At 49.9% G+C, this 26,139-nt stretch carries 22 protein-coding genes; 20 read left to right on the top strand and 2 right to left on the bottom strand.

The annotated features are described in order from the left end of the window. Positions 1–295 precede the first annotated feature (295 nt). The 10 genes from ACO0LF_RS24345 to metW all read left to right on the top strand — a co-directional run bounded on the left by ACO0LF_RS24345 (position 296) and on the right by metW (position 9,452). Positions 296–685, top strand: a complete 390-nt coding sequence (locus ACO0LF_RS24345) for an MAPEG family protein (protein WP_423018744.1) — start codon at positions 296–298, stop codon at positions 683–685. Next, a complete protein-coding gene (locus ACO0LF_RS24340; protein ID WP_423018742.1) occupies positions 682–1,710 on the top strand; it encodes an AI-2E family transporter in 1,029 nt (342 codons plus the stop codon). The genes ACO0LF_RS24345 and ACO0LF_RS24340 overlap by 4 nt, the downstream gene beginning before the upstream one ends. Before the next feature lie 61 nt (positions 1,711–1,771). Further along, positions 1,772–2,074, top strand: a complete 303-nt coding sequence (locus ACO0LF_RS24335; RefSeq protein ID WP_423018740.1) for an antibiotic biosynthesis monooxygenase family protein — start codon at positions 1,772–1,774, stop codon at positions 2,072–2,074. Positions 2,075–2,208: 134 nt separating this feature from the next. Further along, entirely contained in the window at positions 2,209–3,507 is a 1,299-nt protein-coding gene (gene gshA / locus ACO0LF_RS24330; RefSeq protein WP_110257603.1) for a glutamate--cysteine ligase, read from the top strand. Between the two features lie 32 nt (positions 3,508–3,539). Beyond that, positions 3,540–4,484: a glutathione synthase gene (gene gshB / locus ACO0LF_RS24325; RefSeq protein ID WP_423018738.1), complete on the top strand. Its 945-nt coding sequence runs from the start codon at positions 3,540–3,542 to the stop codon at positions 4,482–4,484. Positions 4,485–4,601: 117 nt separating this feature from the next. Beyond that, positions 4,602–5,009 (top strand): PTS sugar transporter subunit IIA, encoded by a 408-nt coding sequence (locus ACO0LF_RS24320; RefSeq protein WP_162061204.1) that lies wholly within the window; start codon positions 4,602–4,604, stop codon positions 5,007–5,009. A gap of 18 nt (positions 5,010–5,027) precedes the next feature. After that, a complete protein-coding gene (locus tag ACO0LF_RS24315; protein ID WP_110257606.1) occupies positions 5,028–5,297 on the top strand; it encodes an HPr family phosphocarrier protein in 270 nt (89 codons plus the stop codon). A gap of 396 nt (positions 5,298–5,693) precedes the next feature. Continuing rightward, positions 5,694–7,460: a phosphoenolpyruvate--protein phosphotransferase gene (ptsP, locus tag ACO0LF_RS24310; protein ID WP_423018735.1), complete on the top strand. Its 1,767-nt coding sequence runs from the start codon at positions 5,694–5,696 to the stop codon at positions 7,458–7,460. A gap of 229 nt (positions 7,461–7,689) precedes the next feature. Continuing rightward, a complete protein-coding gene (gene metX / locus ACO0LF_RS24305; RefSeq protein WP_423018733.1) occupies positions 7,690–8,853 on the top strand; it encodes a homoserine O-succinyltransferase MetX in 1,164 nt (387 codons plus the stop codon). After that, the gene (metW, locus tag ACO0LF_RS24300; protein WP_423018731.1) at positions 8,850–9,452 is read left to right on the top strand and encodes a methionine biosynthesis protein MetW; all 603 of its coding nucleotides are present in this window, start codon (positions 8,850–8,852) and stop codon (positions 9,450–9,452) included. The genes metX and metW overlap by 4 nt, the downstream gene beginning before the upstream one ends. Here metW and ACO0LF_RS24295 read toward each other — a convergent pair. Beyond that, positions 9,411–10,583, bottom strand: a complete 1,173-nt coding sequence (locus ACO0LF_RS24295; protein ID WP_423018729.1) for an acyltransferase family protein — start codon at positions 10,581–10,583, stop codon at positions 9,411–9,413. The two genes, metW and ACO0LF_RS24295, sit on opposite strands and share 42 nt — an antisense overlap. A gap of 241 nt (positions 10,584–10,824) precedes the next feature. On the opposite strand from ACO0LF_RS24295, the gene ACO0LF_RS24290 reads away from it, so the two are divergent. From ACO0LF_RS24290 to ACO0LF_RS24280, 3 genes are all read left to right on the top strand, one after another. Then, complete coding sequence (locus ACO0LF_RS24290) at positions 10,825–11,727, top strand: M48 family metallopeptidase (protein WP_423018727.1); 903 nt, start codon at positions 10,825–10,827, stop codon at positions 11,725–11,727. A gap of 531 nt (positions 11,728–12,258) precedes the next feature. Further along, positions 12,259–14,646, top strand: a complete 2,388-nt coding sequence (locus tag ACO0LF_RS24285; RefSeq protein WP_423018725.1) for a TonB-dependent receptor — start codon at positions 12,259–12,261, stop codon at positions 14,644–14,646. Positions 14,647–14,756: 110 nt separating this feature from the next. Beyond that, positions 14,757–16,445 (top strand): bifunctional metallophosphatase/5'-nucleotidase, encoded by a 1,689-nt coding sequence (locus tag ACO0LF_RS24280; RefSeq protein ID WP_423018723.1) that lies wholly within the window; start codon positions 14,757–14,759, stop codon positions 16,443–16,445. Positions 16,446–16,511: 66 nt separating this feature from the next. Here the strand turns inward: ACO0LF_RS24280 and ACO0LF_RS24275 are convergent, their stop codons facing one another. Then, positions 16,512–17,285 carry an exodeoxyribonuclease III gene (locus ACO0LF_RS24275; RefSeq protein WP_423018721.1) on the bottom strand — a complete coding sequence of 258 codons (774 nt, stop codon included), beginning with the start codon at positions 17,283–17,285 and terminating at the stop codon, positions 16,512–16,514. Between the two features lie 137 nt (positions 17,286–17,422). Between ACO0LF_RS24275 and ACO0LF_RS24270 the strand changes: the two genes are divergently transcribed. The 7 genes from ACO0LF_RS24270 (at position 17,423) to ACO0LF_RS24240 (ending at position 26,114) form a co-directional block, all read left to right on the top strand. Beyond that, positions 17,423–17,806, top strand: coding sequence for a hypothetical protein (locus tag ACO0LF_RS24270; protein ID WP_423018719.1), 384 nt, complete (start codon positions 17,423–17,425; stop codon positions 17,804–17,806). 12 nt (positions 17,807–17,818) lie between these two features. Continuing rightward, entirely contained in the window at positions 17,819–20,812 is a 2,994-nt protein-coding gene (locus tag ACO0LF_RS24265; RefSeq protein ID WP_423018717.1) for a glycosyltransferase, read from the top strand. Positions 20,813–20,911: 99 nt separating this feature from the next. Next, positions 20,912–21,580 carry an orotate phosphoribosyltransferase gene (gene pyrE, locus ACO0LF_RS24260; RefSeq protein ID WP_423018715.1) on the top strand — a complete coding sequence of 223 codons (669 nt, stop codon included), beginning with the start codon at positions 20,912–20,914 and terminating at the stop codon, positions 21,578–21,580. A 257-nt stretch (positions 21,581–21,837) separates the two neighbouring features. Continuing rightward, complete coding sequence (gmd, locus tag ACO0LF_RS24255; RefSeq protein ID WP_423018713.1) at positions 21,838–22,875, top strand: GDP-mannose 4,6-dehydratase; 1,038 nt, start codon at positions 21,838–21,840, stop codon at positions 22,873–22,875. Beyond that, positions 22,859–23,791, top strand: a complete 933-nt coding sequence (locus ACO0LF_RS24250) for a GDP-mannose 4,6-dehydratase (RefSeq protein ID WP_423018711.1) — start codon at positions 22,859–22,861, stop codon at positions 23,789–23,791. Before gmd ends, ACO0LF_RS24250 begins: the two co-directional genes overlap by 17 nt. Next, on the top strand, positions 23,788–24,978 hold the full coding sequence (locus tag ACO0LF_RS24245) for a glycosyltransferase family 4 protein (RefSeq protein WP_423018709.1): 1,191 nt from the start codon (positions 23,788–23,790) through the stop codon (positions 24,976–24,978). The genes ACO0LF_RS24250 and ACO0LF_RS24245 overlap by 4 nt, the downstream gene beginning before the upstream one ends. Before the next feature lie 11 nt (positions 24,979–24,989). After that, on the top strand, positions 24,990–26,114 hold the full coding sequence (locus tag ACO0LF_RS24240) for a glycosyltransferase family 4 protein (RefSeq protein WP_423018707.1): 1,125 nt from the start codon (positions 24,990–24,992) through the stop codon (positions 26,112–26,114). Positions 26,115–26,139 lie beyond the last annotated feature (25 nt).

Here is a 26,139-nt window from a genome sequence, read left to right as displayed (position 1 = left end):
AACCTAGGCCTCTGGTTTACATGCGATAAAAACGGGCGCTTGGGTTCTGAGTATTTTTGTATCTGTCCTGTGATAGTGTGTGTATGTATGCTTGTCTATGAGTACTAATTAGTAATTAATGCGTGCTAATGTGTCGCTGGTGTGTCGCTAGTGTGTATATAACGCCCGTGCCTGAAAAAAGAAGACATGAAAATGTAAGTGTCTGTTTCAGTGTACTTTTGGTACTCTATTCTTGTACTTTTCATCATCAGCCTCATTTAGGGCTTTCATGCCCCTCATCTCTACTGGAGAATTTATGCACTTGCAATGGACATCCTGGCTGACACTTGCCGTACTCTGCATGTATATCTGGAATGTAATTATAGTTGGTCGCATGCGTAATGTGCACAAGGTCCCGGCACCTGCCATGGATGGCCCCCCTGAATTTTTGCGTGCCATGCGGGTGCAGGCAAATACAGTGGAGCAAATGGTCTTTTTTTTCCCGGCCCTGTGGCTATGCGCAATCTGGAGCGGTGACATACCGGCCGCCCTGCTGGGACTAGTCTGGTTATTTGGACGAATTATCTACGCCCTGGCTTATCTCAAGGATGCCAGCAAACGCTCCACCGGCTTTTTGATTTCTTCCGTGGCAGCAATTGCCTTGATGCTGGGTGCCGTGGTTGGCTTGAGCGGGGTGTTGAAATGAAGGGTAAATCTCTCTTAGGTACTCCGGCACTGACGCCTTCTGTATATGCGTCTTATATTCTTATGGGCATTGCCCTGTTTCTGGTGTTAAAGGCCGGTTTGCTGGTAGCGCTGTTTTCCGGCTTGCTGGTGTTTTCCATCATCCATGTATTGGCACCGGCGATTGCTTTACGTTTCAAACACAAGCAACCGCGCATGATCGCCGTGGTTTTTTTATCCTTTTTGCTGATTACCGGGCTCATCATCCTGGGATGGGCAATTCATGCCTTCTTGCGCAGTGATGCTGGCAACTTGCAGAGCCTGTTGCAAAAACTGGCGGATATTATCGAGGCTTCACGTCATCAATTACCCGAATGGATAAGTACTAACTTGCCGGAAGATGTCGAGGCATTAAGAGAAATGATGACCTCCTGGTTGCGTGAGCATGCAGGTGAGGCGAAACAGATAGTGCCAGAAGCGGGTCACCTGATCGTGCATTTATTGCTCGGCATGATCATAGGCAGCATGATAGCCCTCAGGGATGCCACCGGCGATAGTAATCACAAACCCTTTGCTGCGGCCATGCAGCACCGCATCAGCAACCTGGGTCAGATTTTTCATAAAATCGTCTTCGCCCAGCTACAGATTTCCCTGATCAATACTGTATTTACGGCGTTTTACCTGGCAGCCATCCTGCCTATGGCTGGCGTACACCTGCCACTCACCAAGACCATGATCGCCATTACTTTCCTGGCGGGTTTGATACCTGTGGCAGGTAATATTATTTCCAATACCGTTATCGTGATTGTCGGTTTATCACAATCCCTGAATGTGGCGATTGCTTCTCTGGTATTCATGATCGTCATCCACAAGGCAGAATACTTTTTGAATGCACGCATCATCGGTGCGCAAGTAAATGCCAGAGCCTGGGAATTACTGACCGCCATCCTCGTTATGGAAACCCTGTTTGGTGTCCCGGGTGTCGTCGCCGCTCCGGTGTTTTATGCTTATATCAAGAAAGAATTGAGTGACAGGGGTCTGGTTTAAGGCCTGACATGAACAACAAATAAGCAGCAAGGATGCATACTTTTATTATTCTGAGGTAAATATGATTTTGGAATTAGCCGATATACGCATACAAGCCGGCAAGCAAGCCGAATTTGATATCGCCATACAGCGTGGTCTTGATGAAGTGATACGCCATGCCCAGGGTTTCCTGGGTTTCAAGGTGCAAAAGGGTATAGAGTCGCCAGAGCGTTATCTGCTGATGATACATTGGGCAACGCTGGAAAATCATACTGTCGATTTTCGCGAGTCGGCGGCCTTTGCAGAATGGCGTGCCATCGTTGGCCCGTATTTTGCCAGTGCCCCCGTGGTTGAACATTTTGAGCTTTTAGCCAAGTCGGACTGATTTTTTTTGTGTAGCCTGGGGAAATTCCGACTTGATTACCGGGATTTCATCCCAAGCTTATCAAGTCATGATTTGCCTGTGGCGCTGAGGTCGGCGTTCAATTTTGGCAACAGCTTGCTCTCCAAAAGGTCTTTATGGTTCCGCATCTCGTCACCGCTCTCAACGGCCCCCTGCTCGATCTTGAAAAAAAGATACTCGAAGCCACACCTGCGATAGAACGCTGGTTCCGTCTGGAATGGCAGGAGCATACCCCGCCATTTTATTGCTCTGTCGATTTGCGCAATGCCGGTTTCAAGCTGGCCCCTGTCGATACCAATTTATTCCCCGGCGGTTTTAATAATCTGGCATCAGAGATGCTGCCATTGGCTGTGCAAGCGGCTATGGCCGCCATAGAAAAATATTGCCCGGATGCTAAAAACCTCCTGGTAATCCCTGAAAGTCATACCCGCAATGTGTTTTATTTGCAAAACATTGCCCGCATGATGCAGATTTTCCGCCAGACCGGCTTAAATGTGCGCCTGGGTTCGCTGTCGGCAGATATCACAGAACCAACGCCTATCGATTTGCCGGATGGCAGCCAGTTGATACTGGAGCCGCTGGAGCGCTCAGCCAATGGCCGTCGCCTGGGTCTGAAGAATTTCGACCCCTGCACTATCTTGTTGAACAATGATTTGTCGGCAGGCATACCGGCAATACTGGAAGAGCTCAATGAGCAAACCTTGCTGCCGCCCCTGCATGCAGGCTGGGCTTTGCGTCGCAAGAGCAATCACTTTCACGCCTATGATGAAGTGGTCAAGAAATTCGCCAAGATGGTCGATATCGACCCGTGGATGCTGAACCCCTTCTTTACCAAGTGTAAGGATATCAATTTCCATGACCGCAGCGGTGAAGATACGCTGGTGGCTGCGGTAGATACCATACTCGCCAAGATACGTAAAAAATACAAGGAATACGGCATCAAGGAAAAACCCTTTGTCATCGTCAAGGCCGATGCCGGGACTTATGGCATGGGCATCATGACGGTGCATGATTCCAGCGAAGTGCGCGACCTCAATCGCAAGCAGCGCAATAAAATGTCAGTCATCAAAGATGGCATGGAAGTGCGGGATGTCATCGTGCAGGAAGGGGTTTATTCCTTCGAACAAATCAATGAATCCGTGGCTGAGCCTGTGGTCTACATGATAGACCGTTATGTGGTCGGTGGTTTCTATCGCGTGCATGAAGACCGTGGCGTCGATGAAAACCTTAATGCGCCCGGCATGCATTTCGTGCCGCTGGCCTTCGCCCAGCAACATGCAGTGCCAGACATGAAGGCAAAACCGGGTACGGCAGCACCAAATCGTTTTTACATGTATGGTGTCGTAGCGCGCCTGGCTTTGCTGGCAGCGTCACTGGAACTGGAAAAGACAGATCCAAACCCTGAGGTTTATTGATTATTATTTAGCCAAAAATATTGAGCACATCCATGAAAATCGCTTTCTTGACCGACCCACTGTCGCACTTCAAGACGTATAAGGATTCCACTTACGCCATGATGGTGGAGGCAGACAAGCGTGGCTATGCGATCTATGCCTTTGGCCCGGATGATATGGCGCTGGAAAGTGGCAAGGTGATTGCCAATATCAGCCGCATCACCCTGACCGGCGATAGCCAGAACTGGTTCAGGCTGGCCGAGCCTGAATCACTGCCGCTAAGTGCTTTTGATGCCGTTCTGCAGCGCAAAGACCCGCCATTTGATATGGAATATATCTACGCGACTTATTTGCTGGAACTGGCAGAGCAGCAGGGTGCGCGGGTGTTCAATAAACCGGCAGCGATCCGCAATCATAATGAAAAGCTCAGCATCGCCCAGTTCAGCCAGTTTACTGCACCGACCCTGGTGACGCGCGATGAGCAACGTATCCGCGTTTTCCATAAAGAACATCAGGACATCATCCTCAAGCCACTGGATGGCATGGGCGGCACCGGTATTTTCCGTATTCGTGAAGATGGCATGAATCTGGGTTCTGTCATTGAGACGCTGACGGTGAATGGCAGCCGTACCATCATGGTGCAGCGTTATATCCCGGAAATTGTCCATGGTGACAAAAGGATATTGCTGATCGGTGGCAAGGTCGTGCCATTTGCCCTTGCACGTATCCCGCAAAATGGGGAAGTCAGGGGCAACCTGGCGGCAGGTGGACTTGGTGTGGCGCAGGAATTGTCGGCCCGTGATCTTGAGATTGCGCAGACTTTGGCACCCGAACTGTATCAAAGAGGCCTGTTGCTGGTAGGATTAGATGTTATTGGCGCGAACTTGACAGAGGTCAACGTGACCAGCCCTACCTGCTTCCAGGAAATTACCCAGCAAAAAGGCTTTAATGTCGCTGGCATGTTTATTGATGCCCTGGAAACAGCAATTGCGGCTTGAGTTAGCAGCTTAAATTCGCAGCGTAAATTCGCAGCTTGAATTTACGCTTAGCGTTCGCAGATTACATAAATGAAAGATGGCGACCGGCGCTGGCCGCCAAAAGAGAGTTAAAGAACGATGGTTGGCATACTTTTAATGACGCATGCACCTCTGGGTACGGCTTTTATGCAGGCTGCAGCCCACGTATTTCGTGGCATGCCCGAGCGTTTTGAAGCGATAGATGTCATCGCCGACCAGAATATTGATGAAGTCAATCGCCTGGCGCGTGAAGCCGTGCAGCGTCTGGACGATGGTTCCGGCGTGCTGGTCATCACCGATGTCATGGGCGGTACGCCTTCAAATTGCTGCAGGCAACTGGGCGACCCTGACCGGGTGGCCATCATTGCTGGCATCAGCCTGCCCATGTTGTTGCGGGCGATAACTTATCGCAGTGATGTGCTGGATGTCGTAGTGGAGATGGCCTTGGCCGGTGGCCAGAATGGTGCCATCCGTCTCGATAATCGTGTGCGCCTGTCACCCAATTAATAAGAAAGAAAGTGAAGCATGATCCAACAAGAAATTGAAATCATCAACAAGCTGGGTTTGCATGCACGCGCATCGGCAAAATTTACCCAGACTGCCAGCAAATTCAAGGCAGAAGTATGGCTGACCCGCAATAGTCGCCGCGTCAATGGCAAGTCCATCATGGGTGTCATGATGCTGGCAGCGGGCAAGGGTAGCAAAGTGTTATTGGAGACCGATGGGGCCGATGAGCAAGCCTGTTTCGATGCCATACAAGCGCTGATCAATGACAAGTTTGGTGAGGGTGAATAAAGAGAAAATGAGCGCGAATAAATGAGAGTTAATCGAGCATGATCTATCATTTGCGATGATGAACAATGATGCTTTTGCAAGCGGCATTTCTCTGCGAAACAAAGGCAAGATCATTGGTAGTTTCATTCGCAAGCTCGTTGGTAAGCTTATTGGCAACATCATCGGCGACCTCATTGGCAACCTCATTGGCAACATATCGCAACATATTTCTGATTGTTGTTTTGACCCTATTCGTTTACCTTGTCCTTCTTTGATTGAATCAGCAAAAATATGCATACCCTTGCATATGGTCTTAAGCTTGGCGCTACATCGGTACACTGGATTGTTACACTACAGAATAAGACAGGGCGGTTAGATGACAACGCCCGAAGATAAAGTATTTTTGGGGGACACAGCATGGCATCTTTTACACTGCAAGGCATCCCCGTTTCACGCGGTATAGCAATCGGGCGCGCCCACTTGCTGCGGCCCGCGGCGCTGGATGTACAACACTATCTGGTAGGTCAAGAGCAGATCGAAGCCGAAGTGCAGAGATTGCAATTGGCCATTGCCCAGGTACATAAAGAATTACAGGCGATCTGGTCAGATTTGCCAGCAGATGCGCCGACTGAACTTGGCGCTTTCATTGACGTGCATGTGCTGATCCTGTCTGATCCCATGATCTCGGAAGCACCACTCGATATCATCCGTACCCGTCACTACAATGCCGAATGGGCACTGGTCAGCCAGATCGACGAATTATCTGCCCAGTTCGATGAGATCGAAGATGATTACCTGCGTGAACGCAAGGCCGATATCCAGCAAGTGGCAGAGCGCGTACTCAAGGTCTTGACGGGTACTGCTGGTAGCGCAGTGCGCTCGGAAGGCATCGATGAACGCAATGCCAATATGATCGTCGTCGCCAGGGATATTTCACCGGCTGACATGATGCAATTCCGTGATGTGGCTTTTACGGGCTTCGTCACCGATGAAGGCGGACACAATTCCCATACTGCCATCGTTTCGCGCAGCCTGGGGATACCGGCGGTGGTTGGCATGGGCAATGCGTCACGTCTGATAGAACAGGATGACTGGCTCATCATCGACAGTGATGCCGGTGTAGTCATCGTTGCACCTAGCAGTCTGGTGCTTGAGCAATATCGCGAACGTCAGGCAATACTGGCCAAGGCCAGGAAAAAACTCCACAAACTCAAGAAAACACCGGCTATTACACAGGATGGTGTCGAGATCACTTTGCTGGCAAATATAGAATTGCCGCAAGATGCCGCCCATGCACTGGAAGCTGGTGCCAGTGGAGTAGGTTTGTTCCGCTCAGAGTTTTTGTTCATGGAAAGCAGTGGCCAGCAACACAAGCTGCCTACAGAAGAAGAACAGTTTGAAGCCTACCGCACTGCCGTACAAGGCATGAAGGGCAGGCCAGTGACTATACGCACGCTGGATGTGGGTGCTGACAAACCGCTGGACACGACCGAGCACAATATCCTCAATCCGGCGCTGGGTTTGCGCGCCATACGCTATTGCCTGGCTGAGCCGCAATTATTCCTGACGCAATTGCGCGCCATCTTGCGTGCCTCGGCTTTTGGCAAGGTCAAGATACTGATACCGATGATGGCCCATGGTTTTGAAATAGACCAGACCCTGGCCATGATAGAACAGGCCAAGACCGAGCTGCGCAAGGAAGGCAAGGACTTTGATGCAGAGATTGCCGTAGGTGCCATGATAGAAATCCCGGCGGCAGCCTTGTCGCTGCCCATGTTTGTCAAAAAACTCGATTTCCTGTCTGTTGGTACCAATGATTTGATCCAGTACACGCTGGCGATCGACAGGGCAGATCATGAAGTCGCTCATCTATACGATGATCTGCACCCGGCGATTTTGCAACTTTTGCAAATGATCATCACGGCAGGTGACAGGGCGGGCATACCAGTCTCGATTTGTGGTGGCATGGCGGGCGATATACGCCTGACACGCCTGTTGGCGGGCATGGGTTTCCGTGAATTATCGATGCCTGCGGCTTTGCTGCCAGAAATCAAGCAAGAGATCCTGAACACCCGACTCGATACCCTGCAAGGCCATGTGAAAAAAATCCTGCGCAGCTATGACTCGGTGACCATACGGGAAACCCTGGCGGCGATGGGTGCACAATTGCCTACTTTGCATTAAAAATACTTACAGTCCTGGCACCGGGGTTTGACCTCGGTGCCAGACTTGGTTTATCCTTCATCTATTGCGCCGATTTGAAAATCAGCTTGCGGGCGCGGTTCGGAAAATATCCCGAATGATAAATACGGCTAAAGCGAGCTTGAATGCAGCTTTCCCCCCATCACATTCAGCCCACCTTTTAGCCTTCCTGAGTTTTTTGATAACGGGTTTAATCCCGATGGAAGAGTGTATGTCATCCTTACCTGGATCAGTTGGCATCGTCACGCCACAAGCGTTTCTATTCGATGAGCCTTTGGCCTTACAAAACGGCACCTCAATTGCGGGCTACACCCTGATGGTGGAAACCTATGGCAGCCTGAATGCCGATAAATCCAATGCAGTCCTGATCTGTCACGCCCTGAATGCCTCCCACCACGTGGCTGGCGTGTATGCCGATGAACCCAAGAATGTGGGCTGGTGGGACAATATGGTCGGGCCGGGCAAACCAGTCGATACCAATAAGTTTTTTGTCATCGGTGTCAATAATCTGGGGTCCTGTTTTGGTTCCACTGGCCCCATGCACACCAATCCCGCCACCGGCAAACCATATGGTGCAGATTTCCCTGTCGTGACAGTGGAAGACTGGGTCAATGCCCAGGTCAGGCTGGCAGACCGGCTTGGCATCACGCAATTTGCCGCCGTCATGGGGGGCTCACTCGGTGGCATGCAGGCGCTGGCCTGGAGTATCTTGTATCCAGATCGTCTGCGGCATTGTGTGGTGGTGGCTTCCACCCCCAAACTCTCGGCACAGAATATTGCCTTCAATGATGTGGCACGTCAGGCAATTTTGACTGATCCTGATTTTCATGGTGGCGATTTTTATGCCCACAATGTGGTGCCGCGTCGCGGCCTGCGGGTGGCGCGCATGATAGGCCATATCACTTATCTGTCTGACGATGACATGGCAGAAAAATTTGGCCGCGACCTGAAAGGTGGCGACTATCAGTTTGGCTATGGCGTGGATTTCGAAATCGAATCTTATCTGCGCTATCAGGGCGACAAGTTCTCTGATTATTTCGATGCGAATACCTATCTGCTGATCACCAAGGCGCTCGATTATTTTGATCCGGCCCGTCATACCGATGGTGACCTGGCCAAGGCACTGGCACATACCAAGGCCAAGTTCCTGCTCGCTTCGTTTACGACTGACTGGCGTTTTTCACCTGAGCGCAGCCGTGAAATCGTCAAGGCTTTGGTCAGTAACAAGCGCACAGTCACTTATGCAGAAATTGATGCGCCGCATGGCCATGATGCTTTCCTGCTGGATGACTCGCGTTATCTGAATCTGATCGCCGCTTACTACCAGCGTATCGATGCAGAATTACAAGCCGAATTATTGGGAGCCGCAGCATGAATTTTTCTGAATTAAACGTCTTGCGCCCAGACCTGGCTTTCATCGCGCACTGGATCAAGCCGCAGGCACAAGTACTCGACGTCGGCTGTGGTGATGGCGTCATGCTGGATTATCTGCAAAGCGACAAACAATGCAGCGGTTATGGCATAGAAATCGCCGATGACAAGGTCCTCGCTTGCGCCACGCGCGCGGTCAATGTAATACAGCAGGATATGGAAAATGGCCTGGGCATGTTTGAAAACAATGCCTTCGATACTGTCATGTGTTTAAATTCGTTGCAGATGATGAAGCATGTCGAACCCTTGCTGCGTGATATCGCCAGGGTAGGGCGCGAGGCGATAGTCTCTTTCCCCAATTTTGGTTACTGGCCGCACCGCACTGCCTTATTGCGCGGCAAGATGCCAGTATCAAAATCATTGCCCTATGAATGGTATGACACACCGAATGTACGCTGCGCGACTATCTATGATTTTTCTGACCTTGCCAATGAAGTCGGTTTGGAAGTACTGGAATGCGTGGCCCTGCACGAGGGCCGGCCAGTAACCTGGCTACCCAATTTACGTGGTAGCCTGGCCGTGTTCCGCCTGCGCAAGAAGTAATTCATGCGGCGTTGCAGACAGACGGGCATTGCGTTGTCTTGTGATTTGCTTGCCGTAGTTGATCGCTGGATTCTCTATCCAGCGATAACTGAAGTAAGAAAACAATATCGTCAAGATTGCCGACAGCAAGAAAAACAAGTGGGGGTGGGCTTGTATGGCGGGTGGCAAGCCTATCCAGAAATAAGTGTATAGCGGGTAAAAAATGACCGGGTGGAACAGATACATGGAGTAGCTGATCTTCCCCAAAAAATTGCCCAGCTTCCCGTGGATCTTGCAGATGGTCGTGGCCAATACAAAGATCGCGATCGCCGTGAATTGCGTCATCGGTGTTTTCAGATACTCGGCCTGCAAGCTCCACATCCGCACGATGTCCTTGCCAGCGAAGGACACATAGGTCAGCGCCAGAATGATGAGGGCATTTTTCCCGGCAGTCTTGTCATCATTGAGCAGCCATTCCCGGTATAAAAGTCCAAAAAACATATAGCCGGTATAACGCATGCAAGAGAAGACATTCCAGTGATAACCCGAAATATAGGGGACATGGCGTAATACTTCACGCAGTATCAGCAAGCTGAAAAAAAACAGGCTAATGCTTTTTATCGACGTCAGTTTGTTGCGGGTAAACAGGTAGATGCAAGTAAGGTAAAACAAGAGTTCCAGTGTTAACGTCCAGTATGAGCCTATGATGTTTTCTATGCCGAAAAAGGCATGAAACATCGTGAGGTTGGCAAAGAACATCAGCCAGTTAATTTCATTGCCGCCATGCTGGCTGCCAAAACGCCACCAGACAAAAATCAAACCAAGAATGGCAGACAACCAATAGGCTGGATACAAGCGGAAGAACCTGTGTATCACAAAGGTAGAAACCGGTCTTACCGGATAACTGGACAGACTGAAGGGAACCACAAAACCGCTGACCATGAGAAAGATGCAGACGCCCACTTCACCCAGGCCCAGTTGCTTGGTGAAAAAATAGGCGATCCCCGATTCCAGTCCGTTCAGGCTGACATTCGGCTGTGCCATCATGGCGAAATCCACCGTATGCTGGTAAATCACCAGCAAGGCTGCAAAACCGCGAAGAAAATCGATGTGTTGATAACGTGCAGATAAAGGCTGGGTCATGGGATACATGGAGAAATCGATGAAACACGCGATTTCCAGATCGAAAGAAGATATGCAGGCAAGTATACATGCATCCTATTCAGAGAAATTTATTTCTTACCAAGTGAGCTACTGTGTTTCGGTGGGACTTAGATGTCTATTAGTAAGATCCTGAAATGCATTAAATTAAAAAGTTACTGATCTTTAAAAAGCGCGAACAAGCATCATTTTCGGCTTATCATTCTGCATATTATTCAGCCACTTATTTGCCATGAAACTGAGCCACCTTGTTTTTGCACTTTCCAGTCTGTTTGCGATTACTGCTGCCGGTAATGTGCAAAGCCGTGAGCAGCAGGAAGGGGTACAGGTAGGTAGCATGTCCATCATGCGCAAACTGGCACCTACCGGTGCACTAGAAAACCAGGCTGCCACGCAATATGCACAAACCATGCGGTCGGCAGAACAACAGAATGCACTGGGCCCGTCTAACCATCCGCAAGTCATACGCTTGCGCGCGATTGCTGACAAATTGATACCGCATGCCCTGAAATGGAATGAGCGCTCGAAGCAATGGAAATGGGAAATCAATCTGATTGCTTCCAAGCAGGTCAATGCCTATTGCATGCCAGGCGGGAAGATCGCCTTTTATTCCGGCATCCTTGATAGTTTGAAATTGACCGATGATGAGGTTGCTATCGTCATGGGCCATGAAATTGCTCATGCCCTGCGTGAACATGGCGCCGAGCGCGCCGGCAAGGCCATGGCAGCCAATGTGGGTGTCAAGATCGTGGAATTGTGGGCTGGTGCCAAAGGCTATGATCCTCATCTGGCAGGCGGTGTTGCTGGCGGCGTAGCAAAATTCGGTATGCTGGCTTTTTCCCGCGAAGACGAAACTGAAGCCGATATCGTCGGCCTCGATATTGCTGCCAGGGCTGGCTATGATCCACGTGCCGGTGTTGCACTATGGCAAAAAATGGGGATGATCAGCAAAGGCGCGCCACCACAATGGCTGTCCACTCACCCGGCAGGCAAGACCCGCATTGCTGAAATTGAGCGCCATTTTCCAGAAGTGATGCCGCTGTATGCGCGAGCCAAAGGAGTCAGCATCAACTCGCTCCCAGCTTATCAAACCAATGTCAAAGGGATATCTCCCATTGGATATTCGGCGAAATAAGCTTAATACTGACTAAAAATAATGCTTAAATAGCAATTTGTCGCGCAATTGTGACAAAATATTGCTGCTAAAACCACTTTGTCATCATCCTTTCATAATTGGATGGGACACTCTGCAAGTTCAAAATTTTATGTGTTAGACTATTTTCACATATCAAAATATCTGATCTGCAGACATTTGCCCCGGCAAATTGCTCAAGTTTAAAGATGTCACTAGGAGATAGACGCACTGTAAAAAGGTCCGTCTGTTTTTTGTTTAGAAATAGCAATCGATTGCGTCATTTGATTTAGTTTATTTTTCAAAAAAGCAATCGTTTGCGCAGACGAATAGTGATCGACGCTATTTCCAATGTGACATGTCATCGCAGGTGTTTGTTGTGGATTTACAACCAGTTACAAAAAAAAAGCCAAAAAATTTGGCAAAGAAGATGCGGTGAAGGGGATGTCATCAGGCAGTTGCGGTGGCTTGAGATGATAAACGGGGTTTTGCACTAATTTTTATTTCCATTTGTAAAATGATTCGGGAGCTTCAATGAAACAATTAAATAAATCATCCGCATTTCCATCGCGTTTGTCGATGGTTGCAGTTGCATGCCAACTGGTATGCCTGAGCATGACTTCTGCCTATGCGCAGCAGACAGAATCCACTGAACAGCCAGATGCAAATCGCGTCACCATTACTGGCAAAAAAGTCGGTATGGGCTTGATGGTGCAAGAAAATGCGCCAAAAGCACGCAGCACGATCACTGCTGAAGAACTGGCCAAACAGCGTCCTACAGGCAATGCCTATGAAGCGCTGGAATTGATGCCTGCGGTGAATAGTTTTAACTATGATGCAACAGGTTTGTTTGGTGGCGGTTTGACACTGCGTGGTTTTAACAGCGATCAGATCGGTGCGACTATCAATGGCGTACCAGTCAATGACTCTGGTAGCTTCTCTGTGTTCCCACAAGAATTCGTGGATCAGGAAAATACCTGTACACAATTTGTGACGCAAGGTTCAACTGACGTTGACTCGCCGCAAATTGGTGCAACAGGCGGTAACTTTGGTATCGTTACTTGCGACCCAAACAAGGAAAAACGTTTCCGCGTCATGCAAACTGTGGGTGGTTTGAAACTGTCCAAGACTTATCTGCGTTACGACACTGGCCTGTGGGCTGATGGCATTTCCCGTTTCTTTATCTCTGCTTCTCATGCGCAAGCAGACAAATGGAAAGGCGAAGGCGGTGCTGACCGTAATCACATAGACACCGGTTATCGCATCGATTTTGATAAATTCAATTCCATCAATGCAATTCTGTTGTATAACCGTGCAATTAACCAAAATATCAGTACCTTCAATCTGGCTGATCTGGCAAAAAATGGTTATTACTATGACTATTCAACCAAGTTTGCTGGTCATGTGACCCCAACCAAGGGCAAGGCTGACAATGATCCTACTGTAGCCAATGCGGATACTTACTACCAGTTGACAAAAAATCCGTTTGAAAATGCGATTTTCTCTGTCACAGGCAAATTCCGTATTGGTGAAAACACTGATGTTAAAGTCATTCCTTACTACTGGTATGGTTATGGTACAGGCGGCGTACAACAACGTCTGCAATCAGAATCAGCATTCCTGAATCAAGCTACAGGCAAACTGACTGCTGGCGTTGACCTGAATGGCGACGGCGATACACTCGACAAAGTGATTGTTGCCAACAGTAGCGTGACCCGTACTAACCGCCCTGGTGTGACCGCTTCTGTGGTTCACACGATCGACAACCACCAAATCCTGGCAGGTGTCTGGTATGAGCGTGCAACGCATGAACAGTTTGGCCCTATGGTTGCTGTTGATGCCAATGGTAATGCAAATGATATCTGGTTGAAAGAGGGCCGTATCAGCCGTCCAGATGGCACGCCTTTCGAAAGCCGTGACTGGAAAACGATCAGTACTGCTTACCAATTCTCTCTGCAAGATACGATCAGTTTGTTGAATGATAAATTGAGCATCAATGTCGGTCTGCGTGTACCAACCATGAAGCGTAATTTCACTAACTATGCAAACGAAGGCTCGAATTCTGGCACGACGTATAACATAGAGCGTACTTACACCAAGGTTTTGCCACAGTTGGGTGCCCGCTATCAGATCGATAACAATAACCAGCTCTTCGCCAGCCTGGCTCGCAACATGAAGGTACCGCCGAATTTCGTTTATTCGACATCAAATAACGTCAAACTTAACACAGATGGCTCTCTGACTTATGCAGAAGTACCACCAGAAACATCTTACAACTTTGACTTGGGCTATCGTCTGCAAAGCGACAGGCTGACAGCATCGGCAACGGTTTACAACGTTAACTTTACGGATCGTCAGGCAACTGCCTATGACCCGACAACAACTTTGAGTTCTGTAGTCAACGTTGGTAAAGTAAAAACCAAGGGCTTCGAAGTTGAATTGGGTAATACCCCAGTCAACGGCTGGTCTTTCTATGGTTCTCTCGGTTATGCGAAGAGCGAAATCCAGGACGACCTGCAAGTTGCAAAAGGCGTTTATATTCCAACAAGTGGCAAAGCAATGACTTTGACACCAGAATGGAAAGCTGGCCTGAGCGCTCAGTATGAAACAGGCGTCTGGTACACACGTATGAAAATGAAGTACACAGGCGGTCAGTTTGCCACCATGACGAATGATGAATTCATCCCTAGTTACACATTGCTGGGTTTTGATGCTGGTTATCAATTCCCGAACAGCGGCTGGATGAAAAAACCAACGATCCGTCTGAGCGTTAGCAATATCACCAATGAAAAGTATCGTAACCCTCAGAGTTTCAACGTCACAAATGCACTGCCTTATCCAGGTGGTGTAGCTGCCAAATCTGTGTTCTACTACCTGGGTGCACCACGCTTTACTTCGGTCACTTTCCAAGCAGATTTCTAATCTGAGGGGATGACGTGGTGAAGCAGAATCTCACCACACAGACTTGATTCAGGCCTGCAACAAGAATACTTGTTGCAGGCCTTATTCTTTTTTAATTAAGAATATTCTCTATGCAAAAGTTAACAACAATTAGTGCATCCATCGCTATCGTATTGCTGGCTGCTTGTGTCAGTACCAGCACTGACACAGCCAACCAGGCAGCAACAACGGATATCACTATCTTCAGCATCAATGATTTTCACGGCAACTTGCAGGCAGACCAGCCTGTGCCGTATATGGCGACTCGTCCGGGTGAAAAAATCGCCGTGCCTGCAGGCGGCTATGCCTATTTGACGAGCAAACTCAAAGAACGTCGCCAGGCTGTGGGAAGCAGCATTTTCGTCGGTGCCGGTGATTTGATCGGTGCTTCGCCTATGGGTACGGCACTGCTCAAGGATGAGCCTGTCATAGAAGCCTTGAATCGCCTGGACTTGTCCGTGACAGCAGTCGGCAATCATGAATTTGACAATGGCACGGCTGACCTGATGCGTAAAATCAAGGGGGATTGCCCCTCGACGGGATGTGCCTATGCCGACTTCAAAGGTGCACGCTTTACCTATCTGGGCGCTAACATCCATGAAAAGGGGAGTGTTAAACCCTGGTTGACACCTTATGTGATACGTCAGGTTGGTGATGTCAAGGTAGGCTTTATCGGAGCGGTGACAGCCGATGTACCCAACCTGGTGGCTGGTGATGCAGTCAAGCATTTGCAATTTGAAGATGAAGCAACGGCCATCAACCGCTATGTGCCAGAACTGCAAAAGCAGGGCGTTGCCGCCATCGTAGTGCTGATACATGAAGGCGCGATCTACAAGGGCGCAGAGAATGACCCCAGCTATCGCTGTGAGGGTTTGCAAGGCCCTATCATCGAGATCACGAAAAAACTCGACAAAGCCATCAGCCTCATCGTCTCTGGCCATTCGCATCAGGGTTATACCTGCAAGATCGATGGCAGGCTGGTGGTACAGGGGCGCAGCTACGGTTCCTTCCTGACCGAATCGACGCTGACAATAGACCGCAAGACCAATCGGGTGATCAATGCAGTCGCCGTCAATCATCTGATCGACCAGCAAGCCTTGCAGGCCGATCCTGCAGCAAAGCAACTGGTGGATCAGGTGGCAGCGCAAACCGCAGGCTTGCGTCAGCGTCCTATTGTCACCTTGAGCGCGCCCTTATCGCGTAATAGTGAAGCCGGTGTGTTTGATAGCAGCCTCGGCAATATCATCGCTGATTCGCAACTGCATCATGGGCAACATGCGGGTGGTGCTGATGTCGCCTTTATGAATGCCGGTGGCATACGTAGTGACCTGCCTTCGGGTAAGGCGAGTGGTCCGGTGGCCGTGTCGTATGGTGATTTATATGCGGTACAGCCATTTGGTAATAACCTGGTGCGCATGAAGCTGACAGGCGCACAAATCCTGACGCTGCTACAGCAGCAATGGCTGGGTCGTGAAGTCAATGACCCTAAAAAATTGTTTGTCTCCCATACACTCAGTTATAGCTATGACCCACGCGCAGCCGTTGCTGAAAGGGTGAAAGATGTCCAGATCAAGGGCAAACCGCTGGACCTGAACCAGCAATACAGCGTGGTCGTGAATAGCTTCATGGCCGATGGTGGTGACGGTTTCGCCGTACTCAAGCAAGCCCAGGACAAGGAATTAATAGGCCGCGACCTGGAAGCGCTTGAAGCTTATGTGCGTGAACAGGGGAGTAAATTGACTGAAGTCAAACGTGATCGTGTAAAGCGTTTGCCCGGCTAGTCATGGAAATAAAAATACCCGTCCATCTGCAATTGACGGGTATTTTTTTGCTCGGAGCAAACAGGCTTACTTGTACTCAATGATCAACGGGGCATGATCAGAAAAGCGCGCTTCCTTGTAAATCGATGCCGTGTGCGCCTGCTTACCTATGCCACTGGTGGCCACATGGTAGTCAATACGCCATCCCACGTTGTTGGCCCAGGCCTGGCCGCGGTTACTCCACCAGGTATAAGCCTCGGCTGTGGTTTCAGGATGCAGATGGCGGTAGACGTCCAGCCAGCCCTGTTCATCAAACAGGCGCGTCATCCAGGCGCGTTCTTCTGGTAAAAAGCCGGAATTCTTTTGATTGCTTTTCCAGTTTTTCAAATCGATTTCTTTGTGGGCGATATTCCAGTCGCCACAGATGATGATTTCCCTGCCTTCGGCGATCAACTGTTGCAGATGCGGGTAAAACAATTCCATGAAACGGAACTTGGCTTCCTGTCTCTCAGGGGAGGACGAGCCGGAAGGGCAGTACAGGGAAATTACCGATAAGTTGCCAAAGTCACAGCGCACATAACGGCCTTCAGCATCGAATTCAGGGCTGCCAAAGCCAATGACGACAGCGTCTGGTTCTTTTTTGCTATAGACACCTACGCCAGAGTAACCTTTTTTCTCAGCATAGTGAAAATGCCCATGATACTTGTGCGGATTCAAGAAGTCTGGCGTCATGTCCGTTTCCTGGGCTTTCAGCTCTTGCACGCAGACTACATCAGGATTTTCCTTCTGCATCCATTCAAAAAAGCCTTTTTTTGCAGCTGAGCGTATGCCATTTAAATTGGCAGAGATAATTTTAGTCATGATTTTTTGAGAAATAGTCAAAAATTGGCTTCAGCATAGCAGATATACAAAAGCCTGATTAAGTTTGCCAGGGTCTGTAAAGCCGCATAGTTTATACTTGCGTTCTTTTTCCACCTGAATCCCTTTCCTGATACATCATGAATGAAAAGCAATTACGTGCCGAGCTTGATGCAGTGTATGCCAGTACCTCCTGGAAAGTGATGGCACCATTCAGATATGTAGTTGGAAAAATAATTGCTATAAAGAACACGAAACAAAGTATACGTAGCCTTGCAGGACGCATGATACGTCGTGCAGTGGCCATACCTGGCATTAAAAATCTGGCATTACGGATATTGGTCTATTTTCCTGGTATCGAGCGCAGGATCAGAAAGAGTATGCAACCAAGACTGGCACCCCAAGTCGTCTCAGCGGGTAAGCAAACGCCGGAAGCGCCCAAACAACTCAATGATTCACGCCTGTCGGCCAAAGCACAAATCATCTTCAATAAACTTCAAACGGAAATAATTCGTCAAGAATAAACAGGTTACCAGATGCGTATTCTCATTGATTTACAGGCCTGCCAGTCAACTGGCAGTCGTCATCGCGGCATAGGCAGATATTCACTGGCCCTGGCGCAGGCAATGGCAAGCAATGCTGGCAACCATGAAGTGCACTTGCTGTTAAACAGTTTGTTCGCCGATAGTCTGGAACCCGTCAGACTCGCCTTTGAGCAATTGGTCGCGCCTCAGCATATCCATTACTGGAAAAGCCCTGGCCCCGTCAGCGAGCTGGACCATCGCAACCGCTGGCGTACCCGCGCCGGTGAGCTGGTGCGCGAACAAGCCCTGGCAGAATGGCGACCAGATATTGTCCATGTCAGCAGCCTGTTTGAAGGTTTGACGGATGATGCGCTGACCAGCGTGGGCTTGAATGGCGAGTATCAGCCCACTGCCGTTACCCTGTATGACTTGATCCCCCTGATCAACGCCAAACCCTATCTGGAAAACGCGCAGGTAAAGGCCTGGTATTTGAGAAAAATCCAGGCACTCAAGCGTGCGGATTTGCTATTGGCAATCTCGGCTTCATCCAGACGCGAAGGTCTGGAGTGTTTACATCTGCCGCCTGAACGTATCGTGAATATTTCCTCGGCAGTGGATGACAGGTTTTATGTACAAGACCCTGATCCTGTGGTCTTGCAGGGGATTAAAAATCGTTTTGGTTTACAGCGCCCTTATGTGATGTATACCGGCGGCATCGATTTGCGAAAAAATGTAGAAGCATTGATACGTTCTTTCGCCAAACTGCCCTCTGAAGTACGCAAGAATTATCAGTTGGCCATTGTTTGCAGCGTCCAGGATGCAGACCGTGTACGCTTGCAAAAACTGGCAGCGGATGCTGGCCTGGCCAGCAATGACGTGATCCTGACCGGCTATGTCGCTGATGAAGATTTGCCGCTGCTGTATCACGCTTGCACATTATTTGTCTTCCCATCCTGGCATGAGGGTTTTGGTTTGCCAGCGCTGGAAGCCATGTCTTGCGGCGCGCCAGTGATTGCCTCCAACACCAGTAGTTTGCCCGAAGTGATAGGCCGTGAAGATGCCTTGTTCAACCCTTACGATGAGCAAGCTATTACCGGAAAAATGCTGAGCGCGCTGAAAGACGAAAACTATTTACAGAGTTTGCGTGAACATGGCGTGCAACAAGCCAGGAAATTTTCCTGGGATGCGTCAGCAAAAACTGCCATTACTGCATTCGAGGCGCAACATGAATATCAGCGTAGCAGGCAGGCGGTATTCGTCAGCCAGTTGCAAGACCAGATCAAGCCGCGCCTGGCTTACTTTTCGCCCTTGCCACCTGAGCGTTCCGGCATTGCTGACTTCAGTGCAGAACTCTTGCCTGAATTGGCCGTGTATTACGACATAGAGTTGATCGTTGACCAGCAAGAAATTGGTGACCTCTGGCTGGCCGCCAATTTCCCTGTGCGTTCATGGCAATGGTTTGAACAGCATGCAGACCGCTATCAACGGGTGCTGTATAACCTCGGCAACTCCACTTATCATACCTATATGCTGGATATGCTGGCGCGTCATCCCGGCATCGTCGTCTTGCATGATTTTTTCCTGAGCGGATTGCTGGCACATCTGGATATGACGGCGGAACGCCCACAAGTCTGGGCCCAGGCCTTATATGAATCCCATGGTTTGCAGGCGCTGCTGGAAACAAAAAATACCGAAGACCTGAGTCAGATCATCTGGAAATATCCTTGCAATTACCAAATGCTCGATGCGGCACAGGCGGTGATCGTGCATTCTGAATTTTCCATGAAGCTGGCAAGGCAATGGTACGGTGAACAGGCGACAGAAAACTGGACCCGTGTTCCCCATATGCGCAAGCTGCCTTACCAATCGGAACGTCAGTCGGCACGCGCTAGCCTGGGCTTGGGTGAAGATGATTTCCTGATGTGTTCCTTTGGCTTGATGGGGCCAACCAAGTTGAATCATCTGGTGCTGGAAGCCTGGTTGCAATCCCCCATGGCCAAGGACCGCCGTTGCCATCTGGTCTTTGTCGGTAAAAACGATGGCGGCAAGTACGGCATGCAGTTATTGCAAGATATCAAGGAACGTGGTTTTGCAGACCGCATCATCATTACCGGTTTTGCTGATCCTGAATTATTCCAGACTTATTTACATGCCGCTGATGCCGGTGTGCAATTGCGCGGTCTTTCACGGGGCGAGTCTTCGTATACTGTGCTGGACTGCATGGCTTATGGTATTCCTACCATTATCAATAGCAATGGTGCCATGGCAGAATTGCCGGGTGATGCACTGATCAAGCTCGATGACGAGGTAGACCTCACCAGCTTGCTTGAAAAGATGGTGGAACTCAGGACTACTCCAGCGCTCAGAAAAGAACTGGGTAGCAAGGCGATTGCCTATATGCACCAATACCACGTGCCACATAAGGTAGGGCGACAATATTTTGATTTTGTCGAACTGGCTTATAGAAATGCGCCTGCCAGCCGGTTTGAAAGAACTTTGAACAGCATTGCCAAACTGGAAGGCCCGGCAACCGAGGCAGATTTAATCTCATTGGCAAGTAACCTGGTCGCCAATCAGGCCAGGCCTGCCTGCGCGCGCGCCTTGTTTGATATTCAGGCGCTACAGGCAGCTTTGCCTGAGCCCGTCTTACAGGCAGTGCTGGCACAAATGATCGCCAGCACGCCGCGGTTCTGGCGTTGTGAACTGGTAAGGCCAGAGCATGCTTTGCTGCGTTATGCCAACGGACTCGCTTGTCAAATGCTGGAATTGCCAGCTTTGAGCAATCCAGACGAAGCAATCGACTTGCGCAGCACAGACGTGTTTGTCAAAGTGCGCAGCTTGACCGACAAGCGGGAATTGATAAAAGAGCAATCCGGTACGCAGATTGCCCAATTGATGGGCGAGATGGGAGTTTCTATACTGGAGATCTCTGTCGAGGCGGCCCCAGGCAGCGGGGAAATAGAAAAATTGGCAAGTGGCTGGTGGCAGAAAATTCTGCAGCATTAGGCATTTTATGGCGTGCTATGCTTGCTTATGTAGAGTCATGCAGGCCATGCATGGCAAGTTTTTTGTTGAAATTTACATTGATAAAATTAGGGCAAATATATGTCAACAAGTTTGAGGCAGGAATTCATTCAATTCGCGGTAGATGCCGGCGTACTGAAATTTGGTAGTTTTGTCACCAAGGCCGGACGCACTTCCCCCTATTTTTTTAATGCTGGCTTGTTCAATGATGGTGCCAACCTGGGGCGCATCGCTGATTTCTATGCGCAAACCTTGCTTGATTCCGGCATAGAATTTGATATGTTGTTTGGCCCTGCCTATAAGGGGATTACCCTGGCATCCGCAACGGCGGTGGCGCTGGCGCGCAAGGGACGCAATGTGGCTTTTGCCTATAATCGCAAGGAAGCCAAGGATCATGGCGAGGGTGGCAATATCGTTGGTGCCACACTGGCTGGCAAGGTCGTCATCATCGATGATGTGATCTCAGCCGGTACCTCGGTACGTGAGTCGGTGGAAATGATACGCGCAGCAGGAGCCATTCCTTGCGCAGTCTTGATTGCGCTGGACCGCATGGAGCGCTCTGGCAAGGATGATGCCTTGTCCGCCCATTCAGCGGCGCAGGAAGTTGGCCTGGCCTATGACATGCCAGTCGCTGCCATTGCCAATTTAAATGATTTATTTGATTATTTGTCTATAGCCAACAATGGCGACCAATTATCGCAGTATAAAGATGCTGTGGAGCAATATCGTCAGCGTTATGGTGCTATATAAGACAAAAATTGAATGGTATTGCCATGATTTGACCAGCCTGGGCTGAGTGGGAAGTGCGAGCCTGAATGATGGAATTGCTTAAATACCATCTTTTACATGCGCTTGCATTAATTTTCCGCAGTGCGGCGAGCACTCATTGTATACTGCTCAACTGTAGACAGATTGTGACCGCTGTCACAGATAAATTCAAACTGGCGGTCCAATATCTGGTTAAAAGTAGAATTTTGATGTTCGCTGCTGCGAAGAGGTTTTCTTGAATGAGTAAAAAAGCGTTAATCACTGGTATTACTGGTCAGGACGGAGCTTATCTGGCTCAACTGCTATTGGAAAAAGGCTATACCGTTTACGGCACTTATCGCCGTACCAGTTCAGTCAATCTTTGGCGCATAGAAGAGTTGGGGATTGCCACGCACCCGGCATTGCATCTGGTTGAATACGATCTCACCGATTTATCGGCCAGCATACGTCTGTTGCAAAATACCGGCGTAACTGAGGTGTATAACCTGGCAGCACAAAGTTTCGTTGGCGTGTCTTTTGAACAGCCATTAACGACGACGGAAATCACGGGCATCGGTGCCTTGAACTTGCTGGAGGCAATCCGCATCGTCAATACTGAAATTCGCTTTTACCAGGCGTCGACTTCAGAAATGTTTGGCAAGGTGCAAGCCGTACCGCAAATTGAATCCACCCCATTTTATCCACGCAGCCCGTATGGCGTGGCCAAGTTGTATGCGCACTGGATGACGATCAATTATCGTGAATCGTATGGCATCTTTGCCTGCAGCGGTATTTTGTTCAATCATGAATCGCCATTGCGTGGTCGTGAATTCGTGACACGTAAAATTACTGATTCCGTCGCCAAGATCAAGCTGGGTAAACTCGATGTACTTGAACTCGGCAATATGGATGCCAAGCGCGACTGGGGTTTTGCCAAGGAATATGTAGAAGGCATGTGGCGCATGTTGCAGGCCGATAAGCCAGATACTTTTGTCCTGGCCACCAATCGTACAGAAACAGTACGTGATTTTGTCACCATGGCTTTCAAGGCGGCAGACATCAAATTGAACTGGTCGGGTACGGGCGAGAATGAAACTGCCTCATGCGCAAAAACCGGCAAATTACTGGTACGCGTGAATCCCAAATTCTACCGCCCTGCCGAAGTTGAGCTTTTGATCGGCGATCCGGCCAAGGCAAAAAATGTGCTGGGCTGGGAGCCCAGGACGACGCTGGAAGAATTGTGTCAGATGATGGTCGACGCCGACTTGCAACGTAATGAGAATGGCGCATCCTTCTGAAATGTCGACTACTCCACGCGCCCTGATAACAGGTATTCAAGGTTTTACCGGGCGTTATCTGGCGCAGGAATTGAGCAAGGCCGGGTATCAGGTATTCGGCACCGCCCATGGCAAGCAAACACCAGGCCAGGAGCGCCAGGATCTTTACGCGGTAGACCTGTGTGACAAACAGGGCTTGCGAGCCGCACTGCAAGAGATACAGCCGGATATTGTTGCTCACCTGGCTGCCATCTCTTCGGTTGTGCATGGCGATGTCGACGAAATCTATCGCGTTAATATCGTCGGAACGCGCAATTTGCTGGAAGCACTGGCAGCGCTGGATAAGAAACCGCGCGCCGTGCTGGTGGCGAGTAGCGCCAATATCTATGGCAATTCCAGGGCAGAAGTGCTGGCTGAAACTGAACCTGCCATGCCTGCCAATGACTATGCTGTCAGCAAGCTGGCGATGGAGCATGTAGCACGCTTGTGGATGGATAAATTGCCCATCATCGTGACCCGGCCCTTTAATTACACGGGCGTAGGTCAGACTGAAAATTTCCTGCTGCCTAAAATCATCAATCATTACCGCCGTAAAGCGAGTGACATCGAATTGGGTAATCTTGATGTCGCCAGGGATTTTTCTGATGTACGCACGGTAGCTATCGCTTATGCGCGCCTGCTGGAAAAAGTCCCCGCTGGCGAGACATTCAATATCTGTTCAGGCATGGCTTATAGCCTGCGCGAAGTCTTGCAGATGGCCAGTGAACTGGCTGGCTATGAGATCAGGGTCAGTGTCAATCCAGCCTTTGTACGTGCCAATGAAGTTTATAAGCTGATAGGCGATGCCAGTCGTTTGCAGGCTTGCATAGGTGAGTTACCACCCATCGCTTTGCGCGATACGCTGGCATGGATGCTGCGACACGAGGCCACGGCATGAATATCGTGCTGTCAATAGAAGCGATCAACCCGCCCCTGGCTGGCATTGGTCGCTATGCCTGGGAGTTGGCAACGCGTTTGCCAGCCCAGGCAAATATTGACTCGGTACGATATTTATCAGATGGTTTCTGGCGGGCTTTGCCAGACTATGATTTGTCTGGTTCACGTGATTATTCTGCCTTGAGCGTCAAGTCTTTTGAGCCTGTGCGTTTCAGTTACAAGGCAAGACTGCGCCAGCAGCTAGGCCGCATGCGTTTCTTTTCGCAATGGTATGGCAAGCTCATGCCCGTGCTGGCCGGGCAACGCTTGAACCGTTTGTCAAACGCGATTTTTCATAGCCCGAATTATTTTATCCCCAAATGCAATTTGCCCAGCCTGGTGACCTTGCATGATCTTTCCATTTACCGTTACCCGCAGTGGCATCCCAAGACCAGGATAGAACGGGCCCATGCCTCCATCCCGCAATCTGTGGAGCGGGCGAGCCTGGTATTGACTGATTCACAGGCCACACGGCTGGAAGTCATGCAGCATTTCAGCCTGGGGCCGGAAAAGGTAGTCGCCATTCCTCTGGGTGTCGACGACTTGTTTCATCCATACACGGCAGAAGAAACTGCCCCTATCTTGCAGCAAATTGGCCTGAAGCCCAATGGCTATAGCTTTTTTGTCTCCACCATAGAGCCGCGCAAGAACCTGGATAATTTGCTGGCAGCTTACCGCAGCCTGCCCATGGAGATACGTCAGCGCTGGCCTTTGGTGCTGGCTGGCGGTGCGGGCTGGCAGAGTGATGACATTCATGATGAGATTGCCAAAGGGCAGAGTGAAGGCTGGTTGAAGTACCTGGGCTTTATTGATCAGCATTGGCTGCCGGTTTTATATGCTGGTTGCCGTTTGTTTACTTATCCGTCCTGGTATGAGGGCTTTGGTTTGCCGATAGCCGAGGCCATGGCCAGTGGTGTGCCGGTACTGACATCCAATTGCTCATCCATGCCAGAAGTGGCTGGAGGCGCTGCCATGCTGGTTGAGCCTGGTGATGTGGATAGCATACGGGATGGTTTGCAAAAGGCCTTGCAGGATGAAGACTGGCGGGCCATGGCCGTTGCGCGCGGTTTGCAACGCGCCGCAGAACTGAATTGGGAAGCCTGTGTGCAAAACACGGTCGCTGCTTATCGCATGGTTCAGACCGGATAAGGGCGCGCACAGTGAAAGTTCTGCACTTCTATCGTACTTATTACCCCGACACCTTTGGTGGCGTTGAGCAAGTCATACGCCAGATGGCGGTGGGTACTACACGTCTGGGTGTGGAAAACGAAGTGCTGACACTGACTCGTGATACAGACCGCCCGCTGATAGAGTTTGAAGGGCACAAGGTACACCGGGCGCATTTGAATTTTGAAATTGCGTCTACCGGTTTTTCCTGGTCGGCACTGTCACGCTTTGTTGATCTGGCCAGGCAGGCAGATGTCGTGCATTACCATTTCCCCTGGCCTTTCATGGATATTGCCCATTTTCTTGGGCGTGTCAAAACACCCAGTGTGGTGACTTACCATTCGGATATTGTCAGGCAAAAATATCTGCTCAAGCTGTACGCACCGCTCAAGCATCAGTTTTTACGCGATGTCGACCGCATAGTTGCCACCTCCCCCAATTATCTGGCAACCAGCCCGACCCTGGACTTATACAAGAACAAGACCGAGGTGATTACCTATGGTCTGGACCACAGTATTTATCCGGTGCCGAGCGAGGATTTGCTGGCACATTGGCGTCAGCGGGTAGGTGAGAATTTTTTCCTGTTCGTTGGCATGCTGCGTTATTACAAGGGTTTGCATATCTTGCTGGAAGCGGCGGCGGGCACTGACATTCCCATCGTCATCGTGGGTGACGGCCCGGAAGAAATCGAACTCAAACGTCAGGCGCAACAATTGCAACTGAAGAATGTCCATTTCCTCGGCGCCCTGCCAGAACCGGACAAGGTCGCCCTGCTGACGCTCTGCTATGCACTGGCGTTTCCTTCACACTTGCGCTCTGAGGCATTTGGTATTTCTCTGCTGGAAGGTGCGATGTATGGCAAGCCCATGATTTCCAGTGAAATTGGGACTGGTACGACCTATATCAATGTCGCCGGCCAGACTGGCCTGGTGGTACCCCCCAGTGATCCGGCTGCTTTCCGTCAAGCCATGGAGTATTTACTGGCACATCCGCAGCAGGCTGCCGAGATGGGCAAGAATGCCCGTCAGCGTTATCTGGACTTATTTACAGCCGAAAAAATGGCGGGCAATTATGCCCGCCTATATCAAGAAATCATAGATCAGCGCCAGCCTACATAAAACATGCTGATGCTCTCAGCGCTGT

The organism is Undibacterium sp. Di27W, from assembly GCF_049340345.1.
Lineage (GTDB): Bacteria > Pseudomonadota > Gammaproteobacteria > Burkholderiales > Burkholderiaceae_D > Undibacterium.
Note: the sequence above shows the minus strand (reverse complement) of the source record. Positions and strands in the feature narration are given on the sequence as shown.

Bases quoted from the DNA above. Each gene is read 5' to 3' on its own strand.
- gshA (WP_110257603.1), top strand. From the start codon at position 2,209: ATGGTTCCGCATCTCGTCACCGCTCTCAACGGCCCCCTGCTCGATCTT.
- ACO0LF_RS24280 (WP_423018723.1), top strand. From the start codon at position 14,757: ATGCAAAAGTTAACAACAATTAGTGCATCCATCGCTATCGTATTGCTG.
- gmd (WP_423018713.1), top strand. From the start codon at position 21,838: ATGAGTAAAAAAGCGTTAATCACTGGTATTACTGGTCAGGACGGAGCT.
- pyrE (WP_423018715.1), top strand. From the start codon at position 20,912: ATGTCAACAAGTTTGAGGCAGGAATTCATTCAATTCGCGGTAGATGCC.
- ACO0LF_RS24345 (WP_423018744.1), top strand. From the start codon at position 296: ATGCACTTGCAATGGACATCCTGGCTGACACTTGCCGTACTCTGCATG.
- ACO0LF_RS24335 (WP_423018740.1), top strand. From the start codon at position 1,772: ATGATTTTGGAATTAGCCGATATACGCATACAAGCCGGCAAGCAAGCC.
- ACO0LF_RS24315 (WP_110257606.1), top strand. From the start codon at position 5,028: ATGATCCAACAAGAAATTGAAATCATCAACAAGCTGGGTTTGCATGCA.
- ACO0LF_RS24340 (WP_423018742.1), top strand. From the start codon at position 682: ATGAAGGGTAAATCTCTCTTAGGTACTCCGGCACTGACGCCTTCTGTA.
- ptsP (WP_423018735.1), top strand. From the start codon at position 5,694: ATGGCATCTTTTACACTGCAAGGCATCCCCGTTTCACGCGGTATAGCA.
- ACO0LF_RS24295 (WP_423018729.1), bottom strand. From the start codon at position 10,583: ATGTATCCCATGACCCAGCCTTTATCTGCACGTTATCAACACATCGAT.
- metX (WP_423018733.1), top strand. From the start codon at position 7,690: ATGTCATCCTTACCTGGATCAGTTGGCATCGTCACGCCACAAGCGTTT.
- ACO0LF_RS24290 (WP_423018727.1), top strand. From the start codon at position 10,825: ATGAAACTGAGCCACCTTGTTTTTGCACTTTCCAGTCTGTTTGCGATT.
- metW (WP_423018731.1), top strand. From the start codon at position 8,850: ATGAATTTTTCTGAATTAAACGTCTTGCGCCCAGACCTGGCTTTCATC.
- gshB (WP_423018738.1), top strand. From the start codon at position 3,540: ATGAAAATCGCTTTCTTGACCGACCCACTGTCGCACTTCAAGACGTAT.
- ACO0LF_RS24250 (WP_423018711.1), top strand. From the start codon at position 22,859: ATGGCGCATCCTTCTGAAATGTCGACTACTCCACGCGCCCTGATAACA.
- ACO0LF_RS24275 (WP_423018721.1), bottom strand. From the start codon at position 17,285: ATGACTAAAATTATCTCTGCCAATTTAAATGGCATACGCTCAGCTGCA.
- ACO0LF_RS24270 (WP_423018719.1), top strand. From the start codon at position 17,423: ATGAATGAAAAGCAATTACGTGCCGAGCTTGATGCAGTGTATGCCAGT.
- ACO0LF_RS24265 (WP_423018717.1), top strand. From the start codon at position 17,819: ATGCGTATTCTCATTGATTTACAGGCCTGCCAGTCAACTGGCAGTCGT.
- ACO0LF_RS24245 (WP_423018709.1), top strand. From the start codon at position 23,788: ATGAATATCGTGCTGTCAATAGAAGCGATCAACCCGCCCCTGGCTGGC.
- ACO0LF_RS24320 (WP_162061204.1), top strand. From the start codon at position 4,602: ATGGTTGGCATACTTTTAATGACGCATGCACCTCTGGGTACGGCTTTT.
- ACO0LF_RS24285 (WP_423018725.1), top strand. From the start codon at position 12,259: ATGAAACAATTAAATAAATCATCCGCATTTCCATCGCGTTTGTCGATG.